Origin of the sequence: Streptomyces sp. Ag82_O1-12, from assembly GCF_900182715.1 — a bacterium.
Taxonomy (GTDB): domain Bacteria; phylum Actinomycetota; class Actinomycetes; order Streptomycetales; family Streptomycetaceae; genus Streptomyces; species Streptomyces massasporeus.
Window position 1 is genome coordinate 3001353 of record NZ_FXUW01000001.1, and the last position, 19448, is coordinate 3020800.

The following is a 19448-nucleotide window of genomic DNA, read 5'->3' on the forward strand; positions in this document are numbered from 1 at the left end:
CCGCCTTCCGACGGGTGTGCGTCAGCTCGTCCAGAAGTCCCACCAGCGCGTGAGGACCAGCATGCCGACGACGCCGAGGTGCAGCACCGGCGGCACCCAGGTGAACTCGTCGAGGAAGCGGCGCACCGCCCCGGGCGCGGGCAGGAACCCCTGGCGCACGGCGAACGACGTCACGTACCAGAACAGGGGGATCGTCGCGGCCCACGCCAGACAGCACCACAGGCACAGCGCGTTGATCCGGTACAGCGACTCGAACTGGAGCCACGTCACGAAGCCGACGCCGAACAGGCATCCGGCGTCGAAGGCCAGCCAGTACCAGCGGGGGAAGCGGGCGCCGGCGAGCAGGCTCAGGCCGACGCAGATCACGACGCCGTAGGCGACCAGTCCCAGCATCGGGTTGGGGAACCCGAAGGCCTCGGCCTGGTCGCTCTCCAGGACGCTGCCGCAGGACACCACCGGGTTCAGGCTGCAACCGGGCGTGAAGTCCGGGTCCTCGAGCAGCTTGAACTTGTCGAGGGTGATGATCCAGGACGCCAGCAGCCCGGCCGCGCCGGTGACGACGAGCAGCAGGGCGAACGCCCGGCCGGCGCCCGCCGTGCGCGCTCCGGCGGGCGCGGGCGGGGTCACTTCGGCAGCGGAAGACCGCCGAGGAGCCCGCCGTTCGAGTTGAGCTGGGTGGTCGCCTGCTTGACGGTGCTGAGCATCGAGTCCTCGTTCTCGGTGTCGAGCGCGTTGGACTGGTGCTTGAGCGGCATCGGGTCGATGGGCTCCCTGGTGAGCGCGTTGACGGCGCCGTTGAGGCTGGTGGGGGTGACGTTGGCGGGGTCGTAGGCGGCGTGCGCGGGTGCGGCGGCACCGGCGACGACGAGGGAACCGGCAACGACGGCGGCGGCCTTCAGGGACTTCATCGAGAATCCTTTCTTCGGCGACGGATGTCACCGGCGGGGAATTCGGACGCCGTGCCTAACGATGCCCGTGCGGAGCGGAAACCCCGTCGCCGGAACCTCATATGAGTCGCTGAACAGAAGTCGTGCCGGTCCGGGAGGGCCGGCACGACGACCGCCGGGGCGGGCGCGGCTCAGGGGGCCTTCGGCAGGGAGGGCAGTCCGGCCAGGTCGGGGGCGGGCAGTTCGCTGCCGACGAGCGTCGCTGCGACGGCGTTGACGAGCCCGGCGACGACCGCGTTGACGGCCGGGGTGACCTGGGCCGCGTCGTCGGAGGTGACGGCCTTGACCAGCCCGTCGGTCGCCTTCTCCAGGGCCGTCAGCGCCTCGCCCGCGAGGCCCTCGGGCAGCTCGGCCCGGCCGTCGACGGGGGCGGGCAGCGTGCTGGCCTGCGGGAGCGGGCTGCTCGGGGCGGTGGTGCCCGGCGCGGTCGCCGGGGACGCGGCGTGCGCGGTCGCGTGGTCGATGGCGTCCTGCACCGAGGTGCTCAGCTTGGCCGCCTGCGAGTGCGGCAGCTGGCCGCCGTCGGCCTTGAGTACGGCGGTCAGCAGATCGGTGACCGGGACGACGACGCCGCCGAGGTCACCCAGGCTCTCGACCTGGCCGAGCAGTGCGTCCGCGTCGGGGACGGGAGCCCGGGAGGCCGCGTGGGTGTGGTCCGGGGCGGATGCGCTGTCGGCGGCCACGGCCGCGGGCCCGGTGACCCCGAGCAGCAGCGTGGCGCAGAGCGCGGAGGTCGCGATTCGCCGTGCGGGCAGACGCATGGGGGTTCCTTTCGGTGGTGCGTCGGATCTTGTGCCCACCGTGCGAGCGGCCACAACGCTCCGCAACCGAGCGAACGCCCCAGGTCAGCGCCCCTGCTCCCGGGTTCGCGGCGTCCCCCCTGGTGAGGCGGCGTGCGCGAGGCCCGTCCATCGGGCGGCGCGCCCGCCCCCGTTCGGGGCAACGGCGAACCGGCCGTTCTCCCGCGTGGTCCCGCGGGAGAACGGCCGGTCAGGGTTTCGAGGCGACGTCAGTCGTTCTCGCACTCGTTGCCGAACGCCGGGTTCAGCAGGCCGATGATGTCGACCGTGTTGCCGCAGACGTTGACCGGGATGTGCAGCGGAACCTGGACGACGTTGCCCGACAGCACGCCCGGGGAGTGGGCGGCGGCGGCCTGCGCGCCGCTGTCGGCGGCGGCGATGCCGGTGCTGCCCGCGACAGCGGCAGCGGCAGCGGAGGTCAGGACCAGGCCCTTCGCGATACGCGACATGGAGAGGTGCTCCTTGGGGGTTGACACAAACATCCGGGCGGATGCCCGGCGCTGTGTCAACGCGTGGCGTGCACGCGAGTTGTGCCGCCAAAGGAGTGATCTCGCCGGAGGGCCCGTCTTCACCGTTCCGACACACACGCCCGGTTTTGAAGGAAGAGTACGGATAGCGTCTAGAGTCGCAAACCTCTCAACACACCCCTACGGCAAGCAAATCGCACTCAGGGACGAGGGGGGACACCACGGTCCGCGAAGCCCTCCGGTGCGGTGGTGACCAGGTGGCCGTCCGGCTCGTTTCCCAGCGGGACGCGGCGTGCGCCGGGCGTGCTCTTCGGCGCTGTCGGCACCCGGCAGTTCAGGCGCGTTCCCGCCGTCCCGAGCGCCATCCGTGAGCGAGGAATACCGCGCATGCACCTGTCACCGACCGCCCCTCCGCCACGTGTCCTCCACGTCACGCAACCCGTGGACGGCGGGGTCGCCCGCGTCGTGACGGACCTGGCCGGGGCGCAGCTCGCCGCGGGCCTGCACGTCACGGTCGCCTGCCCCGACAGCCCCCTCGCGGCCCGGCTCGCGGACGTCGGCGCGGACGTGCGGCACTGGGCTGCCACCCGTGCGCCGGGGCCGTCCCTCGCGGACGAGGCGCGACGGCTCGCCCGGATCGTCGAGGACGTCCGGCCCTGCCTCGTGCACGCGCACAGCGCGAAGGCCGGGCTGGCCGGACGGCTCGCCGTGCGGGGCCGGATCCCGACCGTGTTCCAGCCGCACGCCTGGTCGTTCGAGGCCGTGGACGGCGTCACCGCGGCTCTCGCCCGCGGCTGGGAGCGGTGGGGGGCCCGGTGGGCCGCACGGGTGGTGTGCGTGAGCGAGGCGGAGCGTCGGCGCGGGGTGGAGGCCGGGGTGCGGGGGCGGTGGAGCGTCGTCCCCAACGGGATCGACGTCGAGCGCTTCCGGCCGGCCGACGCGGATGCCGTACGGGCGCGGCTGCTGCCGGACGGTGACCCGCGCGGGCCGCTCGTGGTGTGCGTCGGGCGGCTGTGCCGGCAGAAGGGGCAGGACGTCCTGCTCACGGCGTGGGAGTCCGTGCTGCGGCGGGTGCCCGGGGCGCGGCTGGCGCTGGTCGGCGACGGACCGGACCACGGTCGGCTGCGGGCCATGGCCCCCCGCTCCGTGCTGTTCGCGGGGGACGTCGCCGACGTCGTGCCCTGGTACCAGGCGGCCGATCTGGTCGTCCTGCCGTCGCGCTGGGAGGGCATGGCGCTGGCCCCGTTGGAGGCCATGGCGTGCGGGCGGCCGGTGGTGGTGACGGACGTCGGCGGGGCCCGGGAGAGCCTGCCGCCGGATCTCCTGCCGCACTGCCTGGTCCCCGCCCTGGCCCCGGCGGCACTGGCCGCGGCCGTCGCGGGGCTGCTGCTCGACCCGCCGCTGCGCACCGCGCTCGGCGACCAGGGGCGGCGGCACGTCCTGTCCACGCACGACGTGCGCCGCACGGCTCAGGCGGTCGCGGACGTGTACCGCGAACTCCTGGACGCGCACGCCGTGTCCACCGAGCGCAGGGAGTCTGTCGCCTCGTGACCGCGGAAAGCACCGTTCCCACTTCGACCGGGCCCTCGCGGGATCCCGGATATCCGCCCGTGTCGGTCCTGCCGCCGCGCGGCGCCGCGGCGGGCTTCCGCTTCCCCGACCGGCGCCCGCCGGTCCGGCCCGTGTCGCCGCTGCCGCTGCTCGCCGCGGACGGCACCGCCGCGGTGCTGGGCGGACTGGCGCTCTCCGGTGCCCAGCGCCACCCGCTGCTGCTCGCGGTGCTGGTGGTCGCCTCGCTGCTGTTGCGCCCGCCCCGGCCCGGGCGCGTGCCGGCCGTGCTGGACGAACTGCCCGCGGTGAGCGGCCGGGTCGCGGTGGCCTGGCTGGCGCTCGCGGCGTTCGTGGCGGCGTACACCCCTCAGCACGTGCTCTCCGCTTCGACGCTGCTCGCCGGTTTCGCGCTCCAGACGGCGGCGAGCTGTGCCGGGCGCGGCGCGGTGCACGCCTGCCGGCGCGCCGAGCTGCTGCACCGGCCGCAGGCCGCGCTGGTGGTCGGGCCCGCCGGGACCGCGCAGCGGGTGGCCGCGGCCGTGCTGCGGCATCCGCGGGACGGCGTACGGCCGGTGGGCGTCGTCACCGACGAGCCGGACGGCATCGCAGGGCTGCCCGTGCTGACCACGGGCGAGGAGGTGCAGCGGGCGCTCATCCAGAACGGGGTGCGCGAGGTGCTGGCCGTGCCCCCCTCCGTGCGGGCCGGGCAGGGGCCGCTGCTGCGGGCGCTGGCCGAGTCGGGCTGCACGGTGTGGGAGGTCGACCCGGACGTGCCGTCGTTCCGGACGGGTGACCGGCTCGCCGGGTTCTCCTGCCGGCGGCTGGACCTCGGGACGGGGCGGCGCGGCAGGACCGGCAAACGGGTGCTGGACGTCGTGGTGTCGGGGACGCTGCTCCTCCTGGTCAGCCCGTGGCTGCTGCTGTGCGCGGCGGTGCTGCGGATGAGCGAGGGGCCGGGGGTCGTCTTCCGGCAGGAGCGGATCGGCAAGGACGGGCGCCCCTTCACGCTGCTGAAGTTCCGCACCCATCGCCCGGTCGACGCGCACGAGTCGGCGACCCGCTGGAGCGTGGCGAACGAACGCCAGATGTCGTGGTTCTGCCGCTTCCTGCGCCGCACCTCCCTCGACGAGCTGCTCCAGCTGTGGAACGTCCTGCGCGGCGACATGAGCCTGGTCGGACCGCGTCCCGAACGCCCGTACTTCGTCGCGCAGTTCGGCCAGACCCACCCGGGCTACTCCGCTCGCCACCGGGTGCGCACCGGCATCACCGGACTCGCCCAGGTGCACGGGCTGCGCGGGGACACCTCGATCGAGGACCGGGCCCGGTTCGACAACGCCTACATCGACGACTGGTCGCTGTGGCAGGACATCTGCATCGTCCTGCGTACGGCGGCCGCGCTCGTGCGTCCGACGGGGAGCTGAGCGCGGATGACCCGGATCGGGGCCCAGGCGCCCGTCCTCGCGCTGCTCGCCGTCGTGGTCCTGCTCGCCCTGCCACTGGCGCCGGGCGGCGAGGGCGGCGCCGGACCGGCCGACGCGGTGTCCGCGCTGGTCGTGCTGTTCTGCGCGGTGCGCCTGGTACGGGAGCGGCGGCGGCCCCTGTCCCGTACGGCCGCCGTGGTGCTGGGACTTCCGGTGCTCGGCGTGGCCGTCGCCGCCGTGGGTGCGGTGTCGCCGGGCGAGGGGCTCGCCGGCCTCGGCCGCTATCTCCAGATCTTCGTACTGGTCCCGGCCGCCGTGCTGCTGCTGGTCCGGGGCCAGGGCGACTTCCGGTTGCTGGCCTGGGCGTTCGTGGGGCTCGCGGTGTGGCAGGGGGCGGTCGGCGTGCACCAGTACGTGACCGGGACGGGTGCCTCGTACCAGGGGCGTCCGGTGCGGGCCGTGGGCACGTTCGGCGCGCAGGACGTGATGGGGATGGCCACGGTCGTCTCTCTCGGGCTGGTGTGCGCGGTGGGGCTGGCACTGGGCAGTGCGCCGGTGCGGCAGCGGGTCGTCGCCCTCGCCTGCGTGCTGGTGCTGCTGCCGCCGCTCGCCCTGTCGTTCAGCCGCGGGGCGTGGATCGCGACGGCGGTGACGTGCGCGGCGCAGCTCCTCCTGGGCGGGCTGCGGCGGGCCTTCGCGACCGGGGCCGTGGTGGCCGCGGCGGGCGTGATCCTGGTGGGCGGCTTCGGCGTCGGTACGGCGATGCTGCAGGAGCGGATCAGCAGCATCACGCAGGTCGCCGACGCACCCGACCAGTCGGTGACCGACCGGTACACCATGTGGGCGGCGGCGACCGGGATGTGGAGCGAGCACCCGCTGACCGGTGTGGGCCTGAAGGGCTTCCCCGAACACCGCGACTCCCACGCCTCGTTGGCCCTCTCGGCGGGCAGCGACACGGAGGGCGCGGGCGCGGCCTTCCGCAAGCAGCCGCTGCTCTCCCCGCACAACATGTATCTGCTGATCCTGGCCGAGCAGGGGCTGCTCGGGCTCCTCGCGCTGGTGGGCAGCTGGCTGGCCCTCCTCCTGTGCGCGGTGCGCGCCCTGTGGCGGACCCGGCGGGCCCGCGCACCGGGCCTGGACTGCGGCCTGGTCGCCTGCGGCCTGCTGGTCTGGCAGCTGACGGACTTCGCCTACGCGGACATCGGGGGCCCGTCCACCGTCCTGACGGCGATGTGCTTCGGGCTGACGGCGTGGTGGGGCCTGGCGGCCCCGGCCGGCCCGGCGACGACCGGCCACGACCGGCCCGGCCCGACCGCACGGGATCTGCCGGAGGAGGCACGGACCCGATGACGGTGACACCGGAACACACGAACACGGACGGCGGACCGACGCTCCCCCGGCCCACGAACGGGGCGACCGTTCCCCGGGCCGCCGCCGCACACGAGCCTCCGGCCGTTCCAGCGGCAGTGGCCGGCACCGGGGCTCCGGCCGCCGGGCCGGCCACACCGTCCGAGGCCCCCCAGCCCTCCCCCGCGGACGCCCCCGTCACCCGCGGGTTCCTCGCCCGGGCCGCCCTCCTCACCGCTGGTCTCTCCTTCGCCGGGGCCCTGCTCGGGCTCGTGCGGGATCAGGCGCTGGCGCGGATGTTCGGGGCCGGGAGTGCGACGGACGCGTTCCTCGTGGCGTGGACCGTGCCGGAGTTCGCCGCCACGCTGCTCATCGAGGACGGGCTGGCCATCGCGCTGATCCCGGCGTTCGCCCTGGCCCTGGCCCGGCGGGCGCGGGGTGCGCCCGGCGACCCGGTCCGGACGCTGGTCGCCGGTACGCTGCCCCGGCTGGCGCTGGCCTTCGCCGGTGCCGCCGCGCTGCTGGCCGCGTTCGCCCCGCAGGTCGTGCGCGTCCTGGCCCCGGGCCTGCCCGACCCGGCGCTCGCCGTGGACTGCACCCGGCTCACCTCCACCTGCGTGCTGACCTTCGGCCTCGCCGGGTACTGCAGCGCGGCCCTGCGCGCCCACCGCCGGTTCCTCGCCCCGGCGGCCATCTACGTCGTCTACAACGCCGGCATCATCACCGTCGTCCTCACCCTCGGCGCACGGTGGGGCGTGCGCGCGGCGGCGGCCGGGGTGGCGATCGGCGGCTGTCTGATGGTCATGGCGCAACTGCCCGTTTTGGGGCGCCTGCTGCGGGTGCGACCGGTGGCCGAGGCCGACGGCGAGGAGAGCGGCGGCCGCCCCGTCGGGGTCGCGCTGCTCGCCGCCGTGCTGCTGTTCGCGCTGTGCCGGCAGTCCCAGGTGCTGATCGAGCGGTTCCTCGGCTCCACGCTGCCCTCCGGCGCCATCTCGCACCTGAACTACGCGCAGAAGATCGCCCAGATCCCCATGACCCTGTCGCTGATGCTGTGCACGGTCACCTTCCCGGTGGTCGCGCGCGCCCTGGCCGACGGGGACACCGAGCGGGCCCGGGACCGGGTGGAGCGGGACCTGGCCCTGGCCGCGAGCATGGTGCTGGCCGGTGCGTCGGTCGTCGTGGCCTGCGCCCCGCAGATCGTCGAACTGCTCTTCCAGCGCGGCGCGTTCACCGGCGAGGACACGGCCTCGACGGTCCGGGTGATGCGCGTGTACGCCTTCGGGCTGCTCGCGCACACCCTGGTCGGCGCACTGATCCGCTCATACTTCTCGGCGGGGCGCGTCACCTGGTACCCGCTCGGCGCGATGGCCGTGGGGCTCGCCGTCACCGCCGGGATCGGCGCGTCTGCGGTGGGCCCCTGGGGCGTCATGGGCATCGCCGCCGCCAACGCCGTCGGCATCACCGTCACCGCCGCCCTGCTGCTCGCCGGCATGGGTCCGCGCAGCATCCCGATCCGCACCCGGCGCGTACTGGCCGAGCTGTCCAGGCCGTTGGCCGCGGCGGCCGTCGCCACGCCCGCGGGCGCCTGGGCCGCGGGCCGGGCGGACACGCCCGTCCCCTCTCTTGTCGCCGGCGGGCTCACCATCGCCGCCGTCTTCCTCCTGCTCGGCCGGGCCCTGGGCGACCAGGGCTGCGTCACCGCGCTGGCATCCCTCCGTTCCGTCTCACGAAGGCTCCCTCATGGCCGCTCCCGTTGACTCCCCGGACACCGGCACCCGCACCAGACCCGGTCCGGCCCTGTTCGTGCCGATGTACCACTCCGTCGCCGACCCCACGGACGACCCCTACCGCATCACGGTCACGCCCGAGCGGCTGGACCGGCAGCTGGGCTGGTTCCGGCGGCGCGGGCTGCGGGGCGTGTCCATGACCGAGTTGCTCGCCGCCCGGGCCCGGGGCGAGGGCCGCGGCCTGGTCGGGCTGACCTTCGACGACGGCTACGCCGACTTCGTCTCCGAGGCCCTGCCCGTCCTGCGCCGGCACGACTGCGGCGCCACCCTGTTCGTGCTGCCGGGCCGGCTCGGCGGCGACAACGCCTGGGACCCGCTGGGCCCGCGCAAGCGCCTCCTGACCGCCGACGGCGTCCGGCAGGCCGCCGCCGAGGGCATCGAGATCGGTTCGCACGGCCTCACGCACGTCGACCTGACCAAGGCGGACGACGTCACCCTGAAGTCGGAGACCGAGGGCAGCAGGACGGTGCTCGCGGAGCTGACGGGCGCCGTACCGGCCGGCTTCTGCTACCCGTACGGCACGCTCGACCAGCGGGCCGTCGACGCCGTACGGGAGGCCGGTTACGCGTACGCCTGCGCCATCGACCCCGGCCCGCTCGGCGGCCCGCACGCCCTGCCCCGGGTGCACATCGGCCAGAACGACACCGCCGTACGGCTGTTCCTGAAGTACCGGCTGCACCGGTTGCGCCGCCGACCCGTCGTGGAGCCGCGGTGAAGGCCCTGCACATCATCACCGGCCTGGGCGTGGGCGGGGCCGAGCAGCAACTGCGGCTGCTGCTGCGGCATCTGCCCCTCGACTGCGACGTGGTGACCCTGACCAACCCGGGCACCGTGGCCGCCGGACTGGCCGCCGACGGGGTGCGGGTCCTGGACCTCGGCATGGCGGGCAACCGGGACCTGGGCGCGCTGCCCCGCCTGGTGCGGGTCATCCGCTCGGGCGGCTACCAGCTCGTGCACACCCATCTCTACCGGGCCTGCCTCTACGGCCGGATCGCCGCGCGCCTCGCGGGCGTCCGGGCGGTCGTGGCCACCGAGCATTCCCTCGGCGACTCGCAGATGGAGGGCCGCCCGCTGAACGCCGGGGTGCGTGCCCTGTACCTGGCGGGCGAGCGGCTGGGCCGTACGACGGTCGCGGTCTCCCCCACGGTCGCCGAGCGGCTGAAGCGCTGGGGCGTGCCCGGGCCGCGGATCGAGGTCGTGCCCAACGGCATCGACGTGGCCCGCTTCCGCTTCGACGCGGCCCGCCGCCACGACACCCGCCGCCGGCTCGGCCTGCCGGACGACGCCTACGTCATCGGCGCCGTGGGCCGCCTCGCCCCGGGCAAGCGCTTCGGCGCGCTGATCCGCGCGCTCGCGCAACTCCCCGAGGACCACTGGCTGCTGCTGGTCGGCGGTGGACCGGAGGAGGACGTGCTGCGCCGCACCGCCCGTGCGGCCGGGGTCGCCGACCGGGTGCTGTTCACCGGTGAGCGCCCCTGCGTCCCGGACGGCACGCCCGGCCCCGATCTGCCGTCGCTGACCTGCGCGATGGACGTCCTCGCCTCACCGTCCCCCGAGGAGGCCTTCGGCCTGGCGATCGTGGAGGCCCTGGCGTCCGGCCTGCCGGTGCTCTACGCCTCCTGCCCGGCCCTGGAGGACCTGCCGCCGTCCGCGGCGCCCGCCGCCCGGCGCGTCACCGGCGGTCCCGGCGCCTACGCCCGTGCCGTGACGGAGGTACGCCGCCAGGGCCCCGCACCACGCACGGCTCCCGAGGCCGCCCGCCACTACTGCATCACCCGCAGCGCCGCCCGGCTCATGGACGTGTACGCCGCCGCGGTCTCCCGTCCCCCGTCCCCCTCCCTCCAGGAAGCCCGCACCTCATGACCGACACCCCCGCAAGGCAGCACCGCCAGGTCACCGCCCGCTCCAGAGCCCTGCCCCCCTGGTCCCTGCTCGCGGCCGGGGCCGTGGCAGGCGGTCTGCTGGGCGGCACGTACGGCCTGGTCAGGACACCGGCGTACACGGCGACCAGCTATGTCGTCGCCGTGCCGACGGAGAAGTCCGACACGGCCACCGCCCTCGGTTTCGCCCAGGTGTACGGCCGGGTCGCCCCCCAGCTCGCGGTGCTCGGCGACGCCCAGGTGTGGGCGGGCGTGCCCGTGCAGACGCTGCGGGACAACGTGCGGACGGCGACCTCGCCGGACGCGCCGATGGTGTCGGTCACGGCCACCTCCTCCCGCCCGGACGAGGCAGCCGACATGGCCAACGCCGTGGCCCGCGCGCTGACCCGGCACGCGGGCGACACCGAGCAGTCCACCCATGTCGAACTCCAGCAGTTCGCCCGGGCGGTGCGGCCCACCGAGCCGTCCTCCGCGTCGGCGGCGGTGACGGGGCTGGTGGGCGCGAGCGCGGGCGCTCTGCTGGGCGGTCTGGCGGTGCTGGTCCGGCCGCGGCGGGCCGCCGACCGCGCCGGGCGGCCCGCCGCCGTGCCCGGTCCGGCCGTCGCCGCCGGCACTCACGGCCAGCTGTGACCTACACGGCGGAACTGGTCACCGACGAGCGGGCCTTCGCGGGCCTGGCCGCCGACTGGGACCGGCTGTACCGGCGGTGCGCGTCCGCCACCCCGTTCCAGAGCCACACCTGGCTGCACTCGTGGTGGCAGTCGTACGGCGGACGCGGCCGGCTGCGGCTGGTGCTGGTGCGGCACGGCGGCGACCTCGTCGCGGCGGCCCCGCTGATGCGCGTACGGCGTCCGCTCCCGGCCCTGGTGCCGCTCGGCGGGGCGATCTCCGACTACGGGGACGTGCTGCTGGACGACGAGCACGGCGAGGGGGCGCTGGCCGCGCTCACCGGCGCGCTAGCGGCCGCCGCCCGGGCGGCGCTGATCGACCTGCGCGAGGTACGGCCGGGCGGTGCGGCCGAGCAGGTCTACGAGCAGTGGTCCGGGCCCCGGAGCCGAGTGAACGACTCGGTGTGCCTGGAGTTGCCGGCCGGGCCGATGGGCGAGCTGCTCGCCCGGCTCCCGGCGAAGACCCACCAGCGGCTGCGCGCCAAGCTGCGCAAGCTGGACGCGCTCGGCATCCAGCGGCGTGTCGTCTCCCCCGGGGAGGTGGAGACGGCACTGCTGCGGCTGCTGGAGCTGCACCGGTTGCAGTGGCAGGGCCGGAAGGTGACGTCGGAGCACCTGCGGGCACGCTTCCGTGAGCATCTGGTGCGGTCGGTCGGGCCGATGGTGCGCGCCGGCGACGCGGTGGTCACCGAGTTCCGGCTCGACGACGAGGTCGTGGCGGTGGACGTGACCCTGCTCTCGCCCCTGCTCGCGGGCGGCTATCTCTACGGCGCGCATCCGGGGCTGCGGGAGCGCAAGGCGGACGTGGCGGCGATGCTGCTCGACTCGACCGCGACCCACACCAAGGACGGCACGCCCGCCACGCTGAGTCTGCTGCGCGGCAACGAGCCCTACAAGCACCACTGGCGCCCGCGGGTGGTGGTGAACCAGCGGCTGCTGCTGGCCCGGCGGCGCACGGCGCCGCTGCTGGGGGCGGCGCTGTGCGACGTGGCCGTCCGGAGGCGGGGCAAGGAGCTGCTGCGGCGCCTGCGGAGCCGCGGTCGCGGCGGCGGCCCCTGACCGGGTCCGCCGCCGACGGCCGCACGTTCCGTCCCGGCTACCTCGTGCGCGACCACCAGTCGAGGCGCAGGCACAGCTTGCCGCCGATCCAGTACTCGACCCAGTCGCCGAGGCTCAGCGGCGAGCAGTTCGCCGGATGCTCCGGGGTGGGCGTGGTCGGCTGCGGTGTGGGGGTGGGCGCCGGGGTCTGGGCCGGGGTGGAGGGGGTGGTGGGGGCCGGGTCCGGCCGGTCGTCGCGGCCGAAGAGGAAGGACCGGTAGACCTGGGAGGCCCGGGGGTTGTCGTCGCACTGCCACACGCCGTGCGGGCAGTAGTCCGTCAGCGTCTGGTACAGCGGTTTGTGCTCGTCCATCCAGGCGAGCATGCGCTTCATGTACTCGGAGTTGTCTCCGTTGCGGAAGAGGCCCCATTCCGGGAAGGAGATGGCCTTGCCGTGTGCCTTGGCGAACTCCACGTGGTGCTGGAGTCCGTAGGGTTCCGTCACCTGCTCGTCGAACGACATCCCGCGCGGCTGGTCGTAGGCGTCCATGCCGATGATGTCGACGGTGTCGTCGCCGGGATAGCACTGCGTCCAGGGCACGGCGTCCCGGCCTCGGCTCGGGGTGAAGTCGAACCGGAACTTCTGGCCCGGCACCGCGCGCATGGTGGTGACGATCCTGTTCCAGTACTGCTTCCAGGACTCCGGGTCCGGCCCGCAGCGGTGGGTGTAGGTGATGCCGTTCATCTCCCAGCCGAGCACGAGGACCGTGTCCGGCACCCCCAGCTCGACCAGCCGCTCGGCGAGCCTGCGGAAGTGGTGGTCGAAGCGGCCTTCCGCGGCCTGGCGCAACAGCCGGCGCACCTCCCAGTCGGAGAGGCCCTCCTCGTTGCGCTCCATCAGGGGCACGTTGAGGACGAGCAGCCGGTCGGCCCGCTCGCGCCGCCAGTTCGCCCACACGTCGAGGAAGCCGGGCAGGCCCTCGATGTTGCTCCAGCGGTCGCCCGGCAGATAGGTGTGGCCGACGCGCAGTTCGGCACCGCCGAGCCAGGTGCTGAGCTGTGCCATCCGGGCCACGCCGCGGGGGCCGTAGTCGAGGTAGGCGCCGAAGGCGGGGACGTCCGCGGCGGGAGGAGCGGAAGCCGAGGCCGAGGGCGCGGCGGATGCCGTGCCGGGTGCCGCGGCGGCCGGGGCGGGCGGCTCGGCCGGGACGGCGGGTGCCGCCGGTGTGGCCGCCGGTACCGGTCCGGGGGGCTCGGCGTATCGCGCCGAACCCGCGCCCGCGGCGACCATGTGACCCGACGTCAGCACAGTCGCCGCGGCGACCGCCGCCGCGACGACTGCCAGCCGCCGGGACCGTACGCGTCGCTGCTGTGTGGCCATGGCAGCCCCTCTCGCTCTTCTCCGCTTACTGACACCCAGTCATATGAATCGCCTGGGTGCCACCTTCGCTGGAGCTTTCGAGTGGTCCGCTCCGCCGCACCGGTGACCCGGTGTCACTCGGCTGGCCTGACAGAAATACGTGCTTTTTACTAAGAAATGCCTAATTTATTCTCATGACTCACATGAAGCGCACCGCCACGGTGCTTTCCAGCCTGGCCCTGAGTGTCGCCGTCCTCGGCGGCACCGCGACGGCCGCCGACACCGACCTCCTCCCCCAGACCGCCGACCAGTCGACCTCCCGGGAGTGCGACGAGTACGACAGCCTGGGGCTGACCCTGCTGGGCATCCCGCTGCTCGGGTTCTTCTTCCCGGACCAGTGCTGATCCCACAGGCCTCACGGGTGCCGGGCGCTTGCGTCCGGCACCCGCTGTGTCAGCGGTGGGTCGCGGCCCGGCCCCGCCGGTAGAGCACGACACCGCCCACGATCAGCGCGGCACTCGTGCCCGCGGCACCGAGCAGGGCGTCGGCGCCGGTCTTGGGGAGACTGGGCGGCTGCTCCTGGCCACCGGGGGGCGGCGGGGGGGTGTGCCGGTCGACCGGGGGCGTCGCCGGAGGGGTCGACTGGTGTCCGCCCGGCGGGGGTGTGTGCGGGGGCTTGGTCGGAGGGGTGTGCGGGGGTTTCGTCGGGGGTGTGTGCGGAGGCTTGGTCGGCGGGGTGTCGTCGTCCCCGTAACCGCCGTCGTCGTCCCCGTAGCCGCCGTGGCTGCCGGCCTCGTCGGCGCAGGAGTTGCCGAAGGCCGGGTTGAGCGCGGCGATCACGTCGACGGTGTTGCCGCAGGCGTTCACCGGTACGTCGATCGGGGCCTGGACGGTGTTGCCGGACACGGCGCCCGGCGAGTCCTTGGTGACTCCGTCGGCCGCGGTGTCGGCGAGAGCGGTGCCGCCGCACAGGGACAGGATGCCCGTCGCAGCCGCTGCCGCGACCATTCCCCTGCTCAGGGTCTGTCGCATCTCGTGATCTTCCTGCTGGTAGAAGTGGGAAAGGCCGGCCCCGGAACGAACGGTGCTGTCCCAGGGCCGGCCGAGTCGCAGCCGATGCTGCTCGTGCGTTACGGCGTCAGTCGTTCTCGCACTCGTTGCCGAACGCCGGGTTCAGGGCGGCGATGACGTCCACGGTGTTGCCGCACAGGTTGATCGGGATGTGCACGGGAATCTGGATCACGTTGCCGGAGAGGACACCCGGGGAACCGACGGCGGCACCCTGGGCCCCGGAGTCGGCGATGGCCGGCCCGGCCATACCCAGAGCCATGATCGCGCCCACGGCGACAGCAGCGCTCTTCTTCATGAACTTTCCCTTCTCTGCGGTCATGCCCACCATGACCTGCAGCCTGCAAACGAGGAATTGACAGCCGAAGAAACTGAACAACGTACGGGGTGGGGGAATTCACTCGATTGCCCCACGAAAAGTTGACAAAGTACGGCCGGGCGGCCCGCCGTGGAATTCGGCGGGCCGCCCGGGCTGCGTACTGGTACGGCTCAGTCGCCGTTCGCCGACAGGACCGACAGGTCCTCCAGGATGTGGTTGAGCGCACCGTCCCGCTTGGTGTTCGTGGAGTTGTCCGCGCACTGCTGCTGGACGTGGTCCGACAGGACGGGGATGTCCTGGACCACCACGCCGATGAGGGCGGCGACGCCGACGTCGAGGTCCTGAACGGCGAGACAGGGCTTGTTGAGCGTGCCGTCCACCAGCGAGAGCTGGGGGCTCATGTCGCCCTTGGTCGCCGAGTTGCCGAACGACGACGAGGCGCCGTTGCCGTTGGCGACGGACGGCCCGGAGTCGTCCCCGACGGCAAGAGCCTGGGGAGCAGCCGCCACCGACATTCCGATGACAGAAGCGGCGGCTGCCGCGGCGACCATTGCCTTCTTGAGCACTTCGCGTTCCTTTCCTCGTAGCGACGCATGTCCTACGGCCTCATCAACCGGGCTCCGGATGAATGGTTGCGGGTGTTCACCCGGTTGGCCCGCAGCGCCGAAAAGCCCTGATAATCACCGGGAACGAAGAACACACAAACTGTCCTGGCATGGGCTGACAGAGTGATGGGGAGAAACCAAGCACCGCCCGGGCAGTTGACCAGAACGCTCCGGAGGACGGGGTTTCCTCAGAAAGGACTGGTCAGTGATCAAGAAGGTTATTGCCACCGCGGCGATCGCCGCTTCCGTCATGGGAGCCTCCGCTGCCGCGGCCCCGCAGGCCCTGGCTCTCGGTGACGACAGCGGCCCCACGGCCGTGAACGGCAACGGGGCGATGCAGAGCTTCGGCAACTCCTCGACGTACGGCAACATGAGCCCCCAGATGGCGCTCATCCAGGGCTCGTTCAACAAGCCCTGCATCGCCGTGAACGACCTGCCCATCGGCGTCGGCGCGCTCATCGGTGTCCCGATCCAGGACATCCCGATCCTGTCGGACCACCAGCAGCAGCAGTGTGCCGAGAACTCCACCAACGCCAAGCGCGACGGTGCGCTGGCGCACCTGCTGGAGGACGTGTCGGTCCTGTCGGCGAACGGCGAGTGACGCACCAGCGCCGAAAGAGGGCGGGTCGTCGAGCGATTGCTCGGCGGCCCGCCCTCGCCGTGTTCAGCGCTTGTTCGCGTACAGCGCCTCGATCTGCTCGGCATAGGCGGCCGTCGCCGCCTTGCGCTTGACCTTCAGGGACGGGGTCAGCAGCCCGTTCTCCTCGGTGAAGTCGCCCTCGACGAGGGTGAAGGCGCGGATCGACTCGGCGCGCGAGACGGCCTCGTTGGCGTGGTCCACCGCCTTCTGGACGTGGGCGCGCAGGCGTTCGTCGCGGACGAGGTCGGACATCGGGGTGTCGGCGGGGAGTTTGCGGACCGCGAGCCAGTGGGCGAGGGCCTCGGGGTCCAGGGTGATGAGGGCGGCGACGTAGGGGCGGTTGTCGCCGACGACGAGGCACTGGCCGACGGGCGGGCGGCTGCGCAGGCGGTCCTCCAGGACGGCCGGGGAGACGTTCTTGCCGCCGGTGGTGACGAGGATGTCCTTCTTGCGGCCGGTGATGGTGAGGTAGCCGTCCTCGTCGAGGGAGCCGAGGTCGCCGGTGGCGAACCAGCCGTCGTCCAGAACCTCCCCGGTCGCGTCCGGGTTGTTCCAGTAGGCGCCGAAGACGATGCCGCCCCGGATGAGGACCTCGCCGTCGTCGGCGATGCGGACGGCGGTGCCGGGGACCGGCAGGCCCACCGTGCCGGGGCGGGGGTCCAGGGGCGGGACGATGGTGGCGGCGGCGGTCGTCTCGGTGAGGCCGTAGCCCTCGTAGATCAGGATGCCGGCCGCGTAGAAGAAGAGGTTGAGGTCGCGGTCGAGGGGGCTGCCGCCGCTGATGGCGTAGCGCATGCGGCCGCCGAGCTCCTTGCGGATACGGCGGTAGACCAGCAGGTCGTACAGGGCCCACGCGGCGCGCAGGCCGGGGCCCGGACCGGGGCCCTTGCCCAGGAACCTGTCCATGTGGGCCGCTCCGAAGCGGACGGCGATGCGGTGGGCGCGCTCGAAGGACGCGCCGCGGCCGAGCTTCTCGGCGGTGGCGCGGCCGGTGTCGTGGATCTTCTCGAAGAGGTACGGGACGCCGACCAGGAAGGTCGGGCGGAACGCCCGGAGGGCCGGGCGGAGTTCGTCGGGCTTGATGCTCGGGCAGTGGCCGATCTCGATCCGGGCCATCAGGCAGGCGATCTGGAGGGTGCGGCCGAGGATGTGGGCGAGCGGGAGGAACAGCAGAGTCGAGGCGGTCTCGCCGGTGACCTCCTTGAACAGGGGGTGCAGGAGCTCCACGGTGTTGGCGGCCTCGGCGTGCAGGTTGGCGTGGGTGAGGACGCAGCCCTTGGGGCGGCCGGTGGTGCCGGAGGTGTAGCAGAGGGTCGCCGTCGTGCCGGGGGTCAGGGCGGTGCGGCGCTTGGTGACCTCCTCGTCGGTGATGTCCCGGCCGAGGGCGGTGAGGTCGTCGAGGGCGTCGCCGTCGAGCTGCCAGATCCGCGGGGGTTCGGGGTGGGCGGCCGTGCCGGTGCGGACGGTGTCGGCGTTCTCCGCGGTCTCCGTGACGACGTACCGGGCGCCCGAGTCGCGGACGATCCACTCCACCTGGTCGGCGGAGGAGGTGGCGTAGACCGGGACCGTCTGGCCGCCGGCGGACCAGATCGCGAAGTCCAGGACCGTCCACTCGTAGCGGGTGCGGGACATCACCGCGACGCGGCCGCCCGGTTCGAGGCCGGCGGCTATCAGTCCCTTGGCCACGGCGGTGACTTCGCGGGCGAAGGCCGCCGCCGCGACGGGCTGCCAGGTGCCGTGCCGTTCGCGGCGCAGGACCACGGCGCCCGGGGCCTCGGCCGCGTTGGTGTACGGGATGTCGGCGATGCTGCCGGTCGTCGGGCGGGGCGCGAGGGGAGCCACGCGGGCCTCGCGGACGACGCCGCGCTCGTCCCTGACGGTCTCGGCTTGCGTGCGGATCGTCAGATCGGTGCGCTGCTTCGCCCGTTGCAGATCCTTGCGTACGCCCATGACGGCTCCCGGTCGCGGATGAGGCTGACGTGCTGCCGTAGTTACTTACTCCAGAGTAAACTTACTCAGAAGTAAGCTCAGGTCAATGGCAGCGGGTCACATCAGGCGGTTCGCGGTGTCGATCGCCTCGGCGAGCCCGCGGATCTCCTCGCTCTCCGTGCTGTCGGCCAAGTCGTCGGCGTGGTCGGCGAGTTCGTCGAGCCGCGGGGCGTCGGGCAGGTCGTGGTCGCCGAGGGCGTCGGCGAAGTAGGCGGCGGTGGCGGTGGTCCGCAGGCCGCGGCTCGCGCTCCAGACGGAGTCGTCGAGGGCGTCGGTCTCCAGGTCGCCGGTCTCCTCGTGCGGGTCGCGGGTCTCGGGGTCGAGCCAGCGGACGGTGGCGGTGGCGAGATGGCCCTTCGCGCCGGGCTCGGTGCGGACGGCGTACAGGGCGGTGACGGTGTGGCCGGGGCCGACCTCGCCGCCGTCGACGCGGTCGTCGCGGAAGTCCTCGTCGGCGACGCGGCGGTTGTCGTAGCCGACGAGGTGGAACTCCTCGACCGTCTCGGGGTCGAAGGCGACCTGGGCCTTGGCGTCGCGGGCGGTGAGGTCGACGTTGCGCGGGAGCTGCTCGGAGAAGACCTTGCGGGCGTCGTCGGAGTCGGACACATAGACGGTGTGGCCGTCGCCCTTGTCGGCGAGCCGCTCCATGAGGGCGTCGCCGTAGTCGCTGCCGACGCCGACGCCGAAGAGGGTGATGCCGTGCTCGCGGCGCTCGCCAGAGACCCGCTCCAGGATGCTGTCCGCGTCGGTGTCGCCGGTGTTGGCGAGGGCGTCGGAGATGAGGACGACCCGGTTGGTGGCGCCCTCGCGCAGGCCCTCGACGGCCGTCTCGTAGCCGGTCTCGACACCGGCGCCGAGGTTGGTGGAGTCCTGGGTGTCCAGGTCGGAGACGGCGTCCTGGATCTCGTCGCGGTTGCCGTCGAGGCGGGTCATCGGCAGGACGGTCTCGGCCTCGTCGCTGAAGGTGACCAGTGCGACCGAGTCGTCGTCGCGCAGCCGGTCCGTCATCACGGAGAGGGACTTCCGGGCGAGGTCGAGGCGGCCCGGTTCGGCCATGGAGCCCGAGACGTCGATGACGAAGGTGAGGGCGGCGGGCGGGCGTTCGCCGGTGCGCTCGGTGGTGCGGGTGGCGAGGCCGACACGGACGAGGGACCAGTCCTCGTCGTCGGTGCGGGCGCCGTCCACGGTGACCGAGAAGCCGTCGCCGTCCGGGCGGTCGTAGTCCTGGCGGAAGCTGTTGACGAACTCCTCGGGGCGGACCGTCGACGGGTCGGGCAGCCGGCCGTCGGCGAGGGCCCGGCGGGCGTAGTCGTAGGAGGCGGTGTCGACGTCGAGGGCGAAGGTGGAGAGGTGGCCGGGGTCTTCGCGGCGGTCGTCCCGTTCGTCGGCGTCCTGGCCTTCGGCGGGGGCGGGCTGGCCCGCGCTGTAGTCGTGGCGGTCGGCCGCCTTGCTGCTCTCGCCGGTGTCGGCGCCCCCGCTGCACGCCGTGAGCAGCAGGCCGCTCGCCGCCGTGAGCGCGAGCAGCGCTGTTCGTGTGCGGAATCGCTCCATCGTCCGTACC

At 73.5% G+C, this 19448-nt stretch carries 20 protein-coding genes; 10 read left to right on the forward strand and 10 right to left on the reverse strand.

What is annotated here, in order from left to right; translation table 11 throughout:
* Window positions 1–21: 21 nt before the first annotated feature.
* The 4 genes from QOL88_RS13770 to chpG form a co-directional block, all read right to left on the reverse strand.
* Window positions 22–627 (reverse strand): vitamin K epoxide reductase family protein, encoded by a 606-nt coding sequence (locus QOL88_RS13770; RefSeq protein ID WP_097216708.1) that lies wholly within the window; start codon window positions 625–627, stop codon window positions 22–24.
* Window positions 624–908 carry a hypothetical protein gene (locus QOL88_RS13775; protein ID WP_097216709.1) on the reverse strand — a complete coding sequence of 95 codons (285 nt, stop codon included), beginning with the start codon at window positions 906–908 and terminating at the stop codon, window positions 624–626. Before QOL88_RS13775 ends, QOL88_RS13770 begins: the two co-directional genes overlap by 4 nt.
* Window positions 909–1078: 170 nt before the next feature.
* A complete protein-coding gene (locus tag QOL88_RS13780; protein WP_097216710.1) occupies window positions 1079–1708 on the reverse strand; it encodes a hypothetical protein in 630 nt (209 codons plus the stop codon).
* Between the two features lie 248 nt (window positions 1709–1956).
* A complete protein-coding gene (gene chpG / locus QOL88_RS13785; RefSeq protein ID WP_030838293.1) occupies window positions 1957–2196 on the reverse strand; it encodes a chaplin ChpG in 240 nt (79 codons plus the stop codon).
* A 405-nt stretch (window positions 2197–2601) separates the two neighbouring features.
* On the opposite strand from chpG, the gene QOL88_RS13790 reads away from it, so the two are divergent.
* Genes QOL88_RS13790 through QOL88_RS13825 form a run of 8 tightly spaced genes read left to right on the forward strand, consistent with a single transcriptional unit; the run spans window position 2602 to window position 11927 of the window.
* Complete coding sequence (locus QOL88_RS13790) at window positions 2602–3765, forward strand: glycosyltransferase family 4 protein (RefSeq protein WP_097216712.1); 1164 nt, start codon at window positions 2602–2604, stop codon at window positions 3763–3765.
* Window positions 3762–5186, forward strand: a complete 1425-nt coding sequence (locus QOL88_RS13795) for an exopolysaccharide biosynthesis polyprenyl glycosylphosphotransferase (protein ID WP_097216713.1) — start codon at window positions 3762–3764, stop codon at window positions 5184–5186. Before QOL88_RS13790 ends, QOL88_RS13795 begins: the two co-directional genes overlap by 4 nt.
* A gap of 6 nt (window positions 5187–5192) precedes the next feature.
* Window positions 5193–6536, forward strand: coding sequence for an O-antigen ligase family protein (locus tag QOL88_RS13800; RefSeq protein ID WP_097216714.1), 1344 nt, complete (start codon window positions 5193–5195; stop codon window positions 6534–6536).
* On the forward strand, window positions 6533–8290 hold the full coding sequence (murJ, locus tag QOL88_RS13805; protein ID WP_097216715.1) for a murein biosynthesis integral membrane protein MurJ: 1758 nt from the start codon (window positions 6533–6535) through the stop codon (window positions 8288–8290). Before QOL88_RS13800 ends, murJ begins: the two co-directional genes overlap by 4 nt.
* Window positions 8274–9035, forward strand: a complete 762-nt coding sequence (locus QOL88_RS13810; RefSeq protein ID WP_097216716.1) for a polysaccharide deacetylase family protein — start codon at window positions 8274–8276, stop codon at window positions 9033–9035. The genes murJ and QOL88_RS13810 overlap by 17 nt, the downstream gene beginning before the upstream one ends.
* A complete protein-coding gene (locus QOL88_RS13815; RefSeq protein ID WP_097216717.1) occupies window positions 9032–10183 on the forward strand; it encodes a glycosyltransferase in 1152 nt (383 codons plus the stop codon). Before QOL88_RS13810 ends, QOL88_RS13815 begins: the two co-directional genes overlap by 4 nt.
* Complete coding sequence (locus QOL88_RS13820; RefSeq protein WP_097216718.1) at window positions 10180–10830, forward strand: YveK family protein; 651 nt, start codon at window positions 10180–10182, stop codon at window positions 10828–10830. Before QOL88_RS13815 ends, QOL88_RS13820 begins: the two co-directional genes overlap by 4 nt.
* Window positions 10827–11927 (forward strand): GNAT family N-acetyltransferase, encoded by a 1101-nt coding sequence (locus QOL88_RS13825; RefSeq protein ID WP_097216719.1) that lies wholly within the window; start codon window positions 10827–10829, stop codon window positions 11925–11927. Before QOL88_RS13820 ends, QOL88_RS13825 begins: the two co-directional genes overlap by 4 nt.
* 37 nt (window positions 11928–11964) lie before the next feature.
* Here the strand turns inward: QOL88_RS13825 and QOL88_RS13830 are convergent, their stop codons facing one another.
* Window positions 11965–13287, reverse strand: coding sequence for a glycoside hydrolase family 26 protein (locus tag QOL88_RS13830; RefSeq protein WP_097216720.1), 1323 nt, complete (start codon window positions 13285–13287; stop codon window positions 11965–11967).
* A 173-nt stretch (window positions 13288–13460) separates the two neighbouring features.
* Between QOL88_RS13830 and QOL88_RS13835 the strand changes: the two genes are divergently transcribed.
* On the forward strand, window positions 13461–13670 hold the full coding sequence (locus QOL88_RS13835; RefSeq protein WP_143668857.1) for a hypothetical protein: 210 nt from the start codon (window positions 13461–13463) through the stop codon (window positions 13668–13670).
* Window positions 13671–13719: 49 nt separating this feature from the next.
* Here the strand turns inward: QOL88_RS13835 and QOL88_RS13840 are convergent, their stop codons facing one another.
* From QOL88_RS13840 to QOL88_RS13850, 3 genes are all read right to left on the reverse strand, one after another.
* Window positions 13720–14298 (reverse strand): chaplin, encoded by a 579-nt coding sequence (locus tag QOL88_RS13840; RefSeq protein WP_097216722.1) that lies wholly within the window; start codon window positions 14296–14298, stop codon window positions 13720–13722.
* Window positions 14299–14404: 106 nt separating this feature from the next.
* On the reverse strand, window positions 14405–14632 hold the full coding sequence (locus tag QOL88_RS13845) for a chaplin (protein WP_097216723.1): 228 nt from the start codon (window positions 14630–14632) through the stop codon (window positions 14405–14407).
* Window positions 14633–14823: 191 nt separating this feature from the next.
* On the reverse strand, window positions 14824–15219 hold the full coding sequence (locus QOL88_RS13850; protein WP_030838260.1) for a rodlin: 396 nt from the start codon (window positions 15217–15219) through the stop codon (window positions 14824–14826).
* A gap of 244 nt (window positions 15220–15463) precedes the next feature.
* Between QOL88_RS13850 and QOL88_RS13855 the strand changes: the two genes are divergently transcribed.
* Window positions 15464–15859 carry a rodlin gene (locus QOL88_RS13855; RefSeq protein WP_097216724.1) on the forward strand — a complete coding sequence of 132 codons (396 nt, stop codon included), beginning with the start codon at window positions 15464–15466 and terminating at the stop codon, window positions 15857–15859.
* Between the two features lie 63 nt (window positions 15860–15922).
* Here the strand turns inward: QOL88_RS13855 and QOL88_RS13860 are convergent, their stop codons facing one another.
* On the reverse strand, window positions 15923–17848 hold the full coding sequence (locus QOL88_RS13860; RefSeq protein WP_097216725.1) for an AMP-dependent synthetase/ligase: 1926 nt from the start codon (window positions 17846–17848) through the stop codon (window positions 15923–15925).
* 96 nt (window positions 17849–17944) lie between these two features.
* A complete protein-coding gene (locus QOL88_RS13865; RefSeq protein WP_097216726.1) occupies window positions 17945–19438 on the reverse strand; it encodes a vWA domain-containing protein in 1494 nt (497 codons plus the stop codon).
* Between the last annotated feature and the right edge of the window lie 10 nt (window positions 19439–19448).

Bases quoted from the DNA above. Each gene is read 5' to 3' on its own strand.
- QOL88_RS13775 (WP_097216709.1), bottom strand. From the start codon at position 908: ATGAAGTCCCTGAAGGCCGCCGCCGTCGTTGCCGGTTCCCTCGTCGTC.
- QOL88_RS13780 (WP_097216710.1), bottom strand. From the start codon at position 1,708: ATGCGTCTGCCCGCACGGCGAATCGCGACCTCCGCGCTCTGCGCCACG.
- chpG (WP_030838293.1), bottom strand. From the start codon at position 2,196: ATGTCGCGTATCGCGAAGGGCCTGGTCCTGACCTCCGCTGCCGCTGCC.
- QOL88_RS13790 (WP_097216712.1), top strand. From the start codon at position 2,602: ATGCACCTGTCACCGACCGCCCCTCCGCCACGTGTCCTCCACGTCACG.
- QOL88_RS13800 (WP_097216714.1), top strand. From the start codon at position 5,193: ATGACCCGGATCGGGGCCCAGGCGCCCGTCCTCGCGCTGCTCGCCGTC.
- murJ (WP_097216715.1), top strand. From the start codon at position 6,533: ATGACGGTGACACCGGAACACACGAACACGGACGGCGGACCGACGCTC.
- QOL88_RS13810 (WP_097216716.1), top strand. From the start codon at position 8,274: ATGGCCGCTCCCGTTGACTCCCCGGACACCGGCACCCGCACCAGACCC.
- QOL88_RS13820 (WP_097216718.1), top strand. From the start codon at position 10,180: ATGACCGACACCCCCGCAAGGCAGCACCGCCAGGTCACCGCCCGCTCC.
- QOL88_RS13830 (WP_097216720.1), bottom strand. From the start codon at position 13,287: ATGGCCACACAGCAGCGACGCGTACGGTCCCGGCGGCTGGCAGTCGTC.
- QOL88_RS13835 (WP_143668857.1), top strand. From the start codon at position 13,461: ATGACTCACATGAAGCGCACCGCCACGGTGCTTTCCAGCCTGGCCCTG.
- QOL88_RS13840 (WP_097216722.1), bottom strand. From the start codon at position 14,298: ATGCGACAGACCCTGAGCAGGGGAATGGTCGCGGCAGCGGCTGCGACG.
- QOL88_RS13845 (WP_097216723.1), bottom strand. From the start codon at position 14,632: ATGAAGAAGAGCGCTGCTGTCGCCGTGGGCGCGATCATGGCTCTGGGT.
- QOL88_RS13860 (WP_097216725.1), bottom strand. From the start codon at position 17,848: ATGGGCGTACGCAAGGATCTGCAACGGGCGAAGCAGCGCACCGATCTG.
- QOL88_RS13865 (WP_097216726.1), bottom strand. From the start codon at position 19,438: ATGGAGCGATTCCGCACACGAACAGCGCTGCTCGCGCTCACGGCGGCG.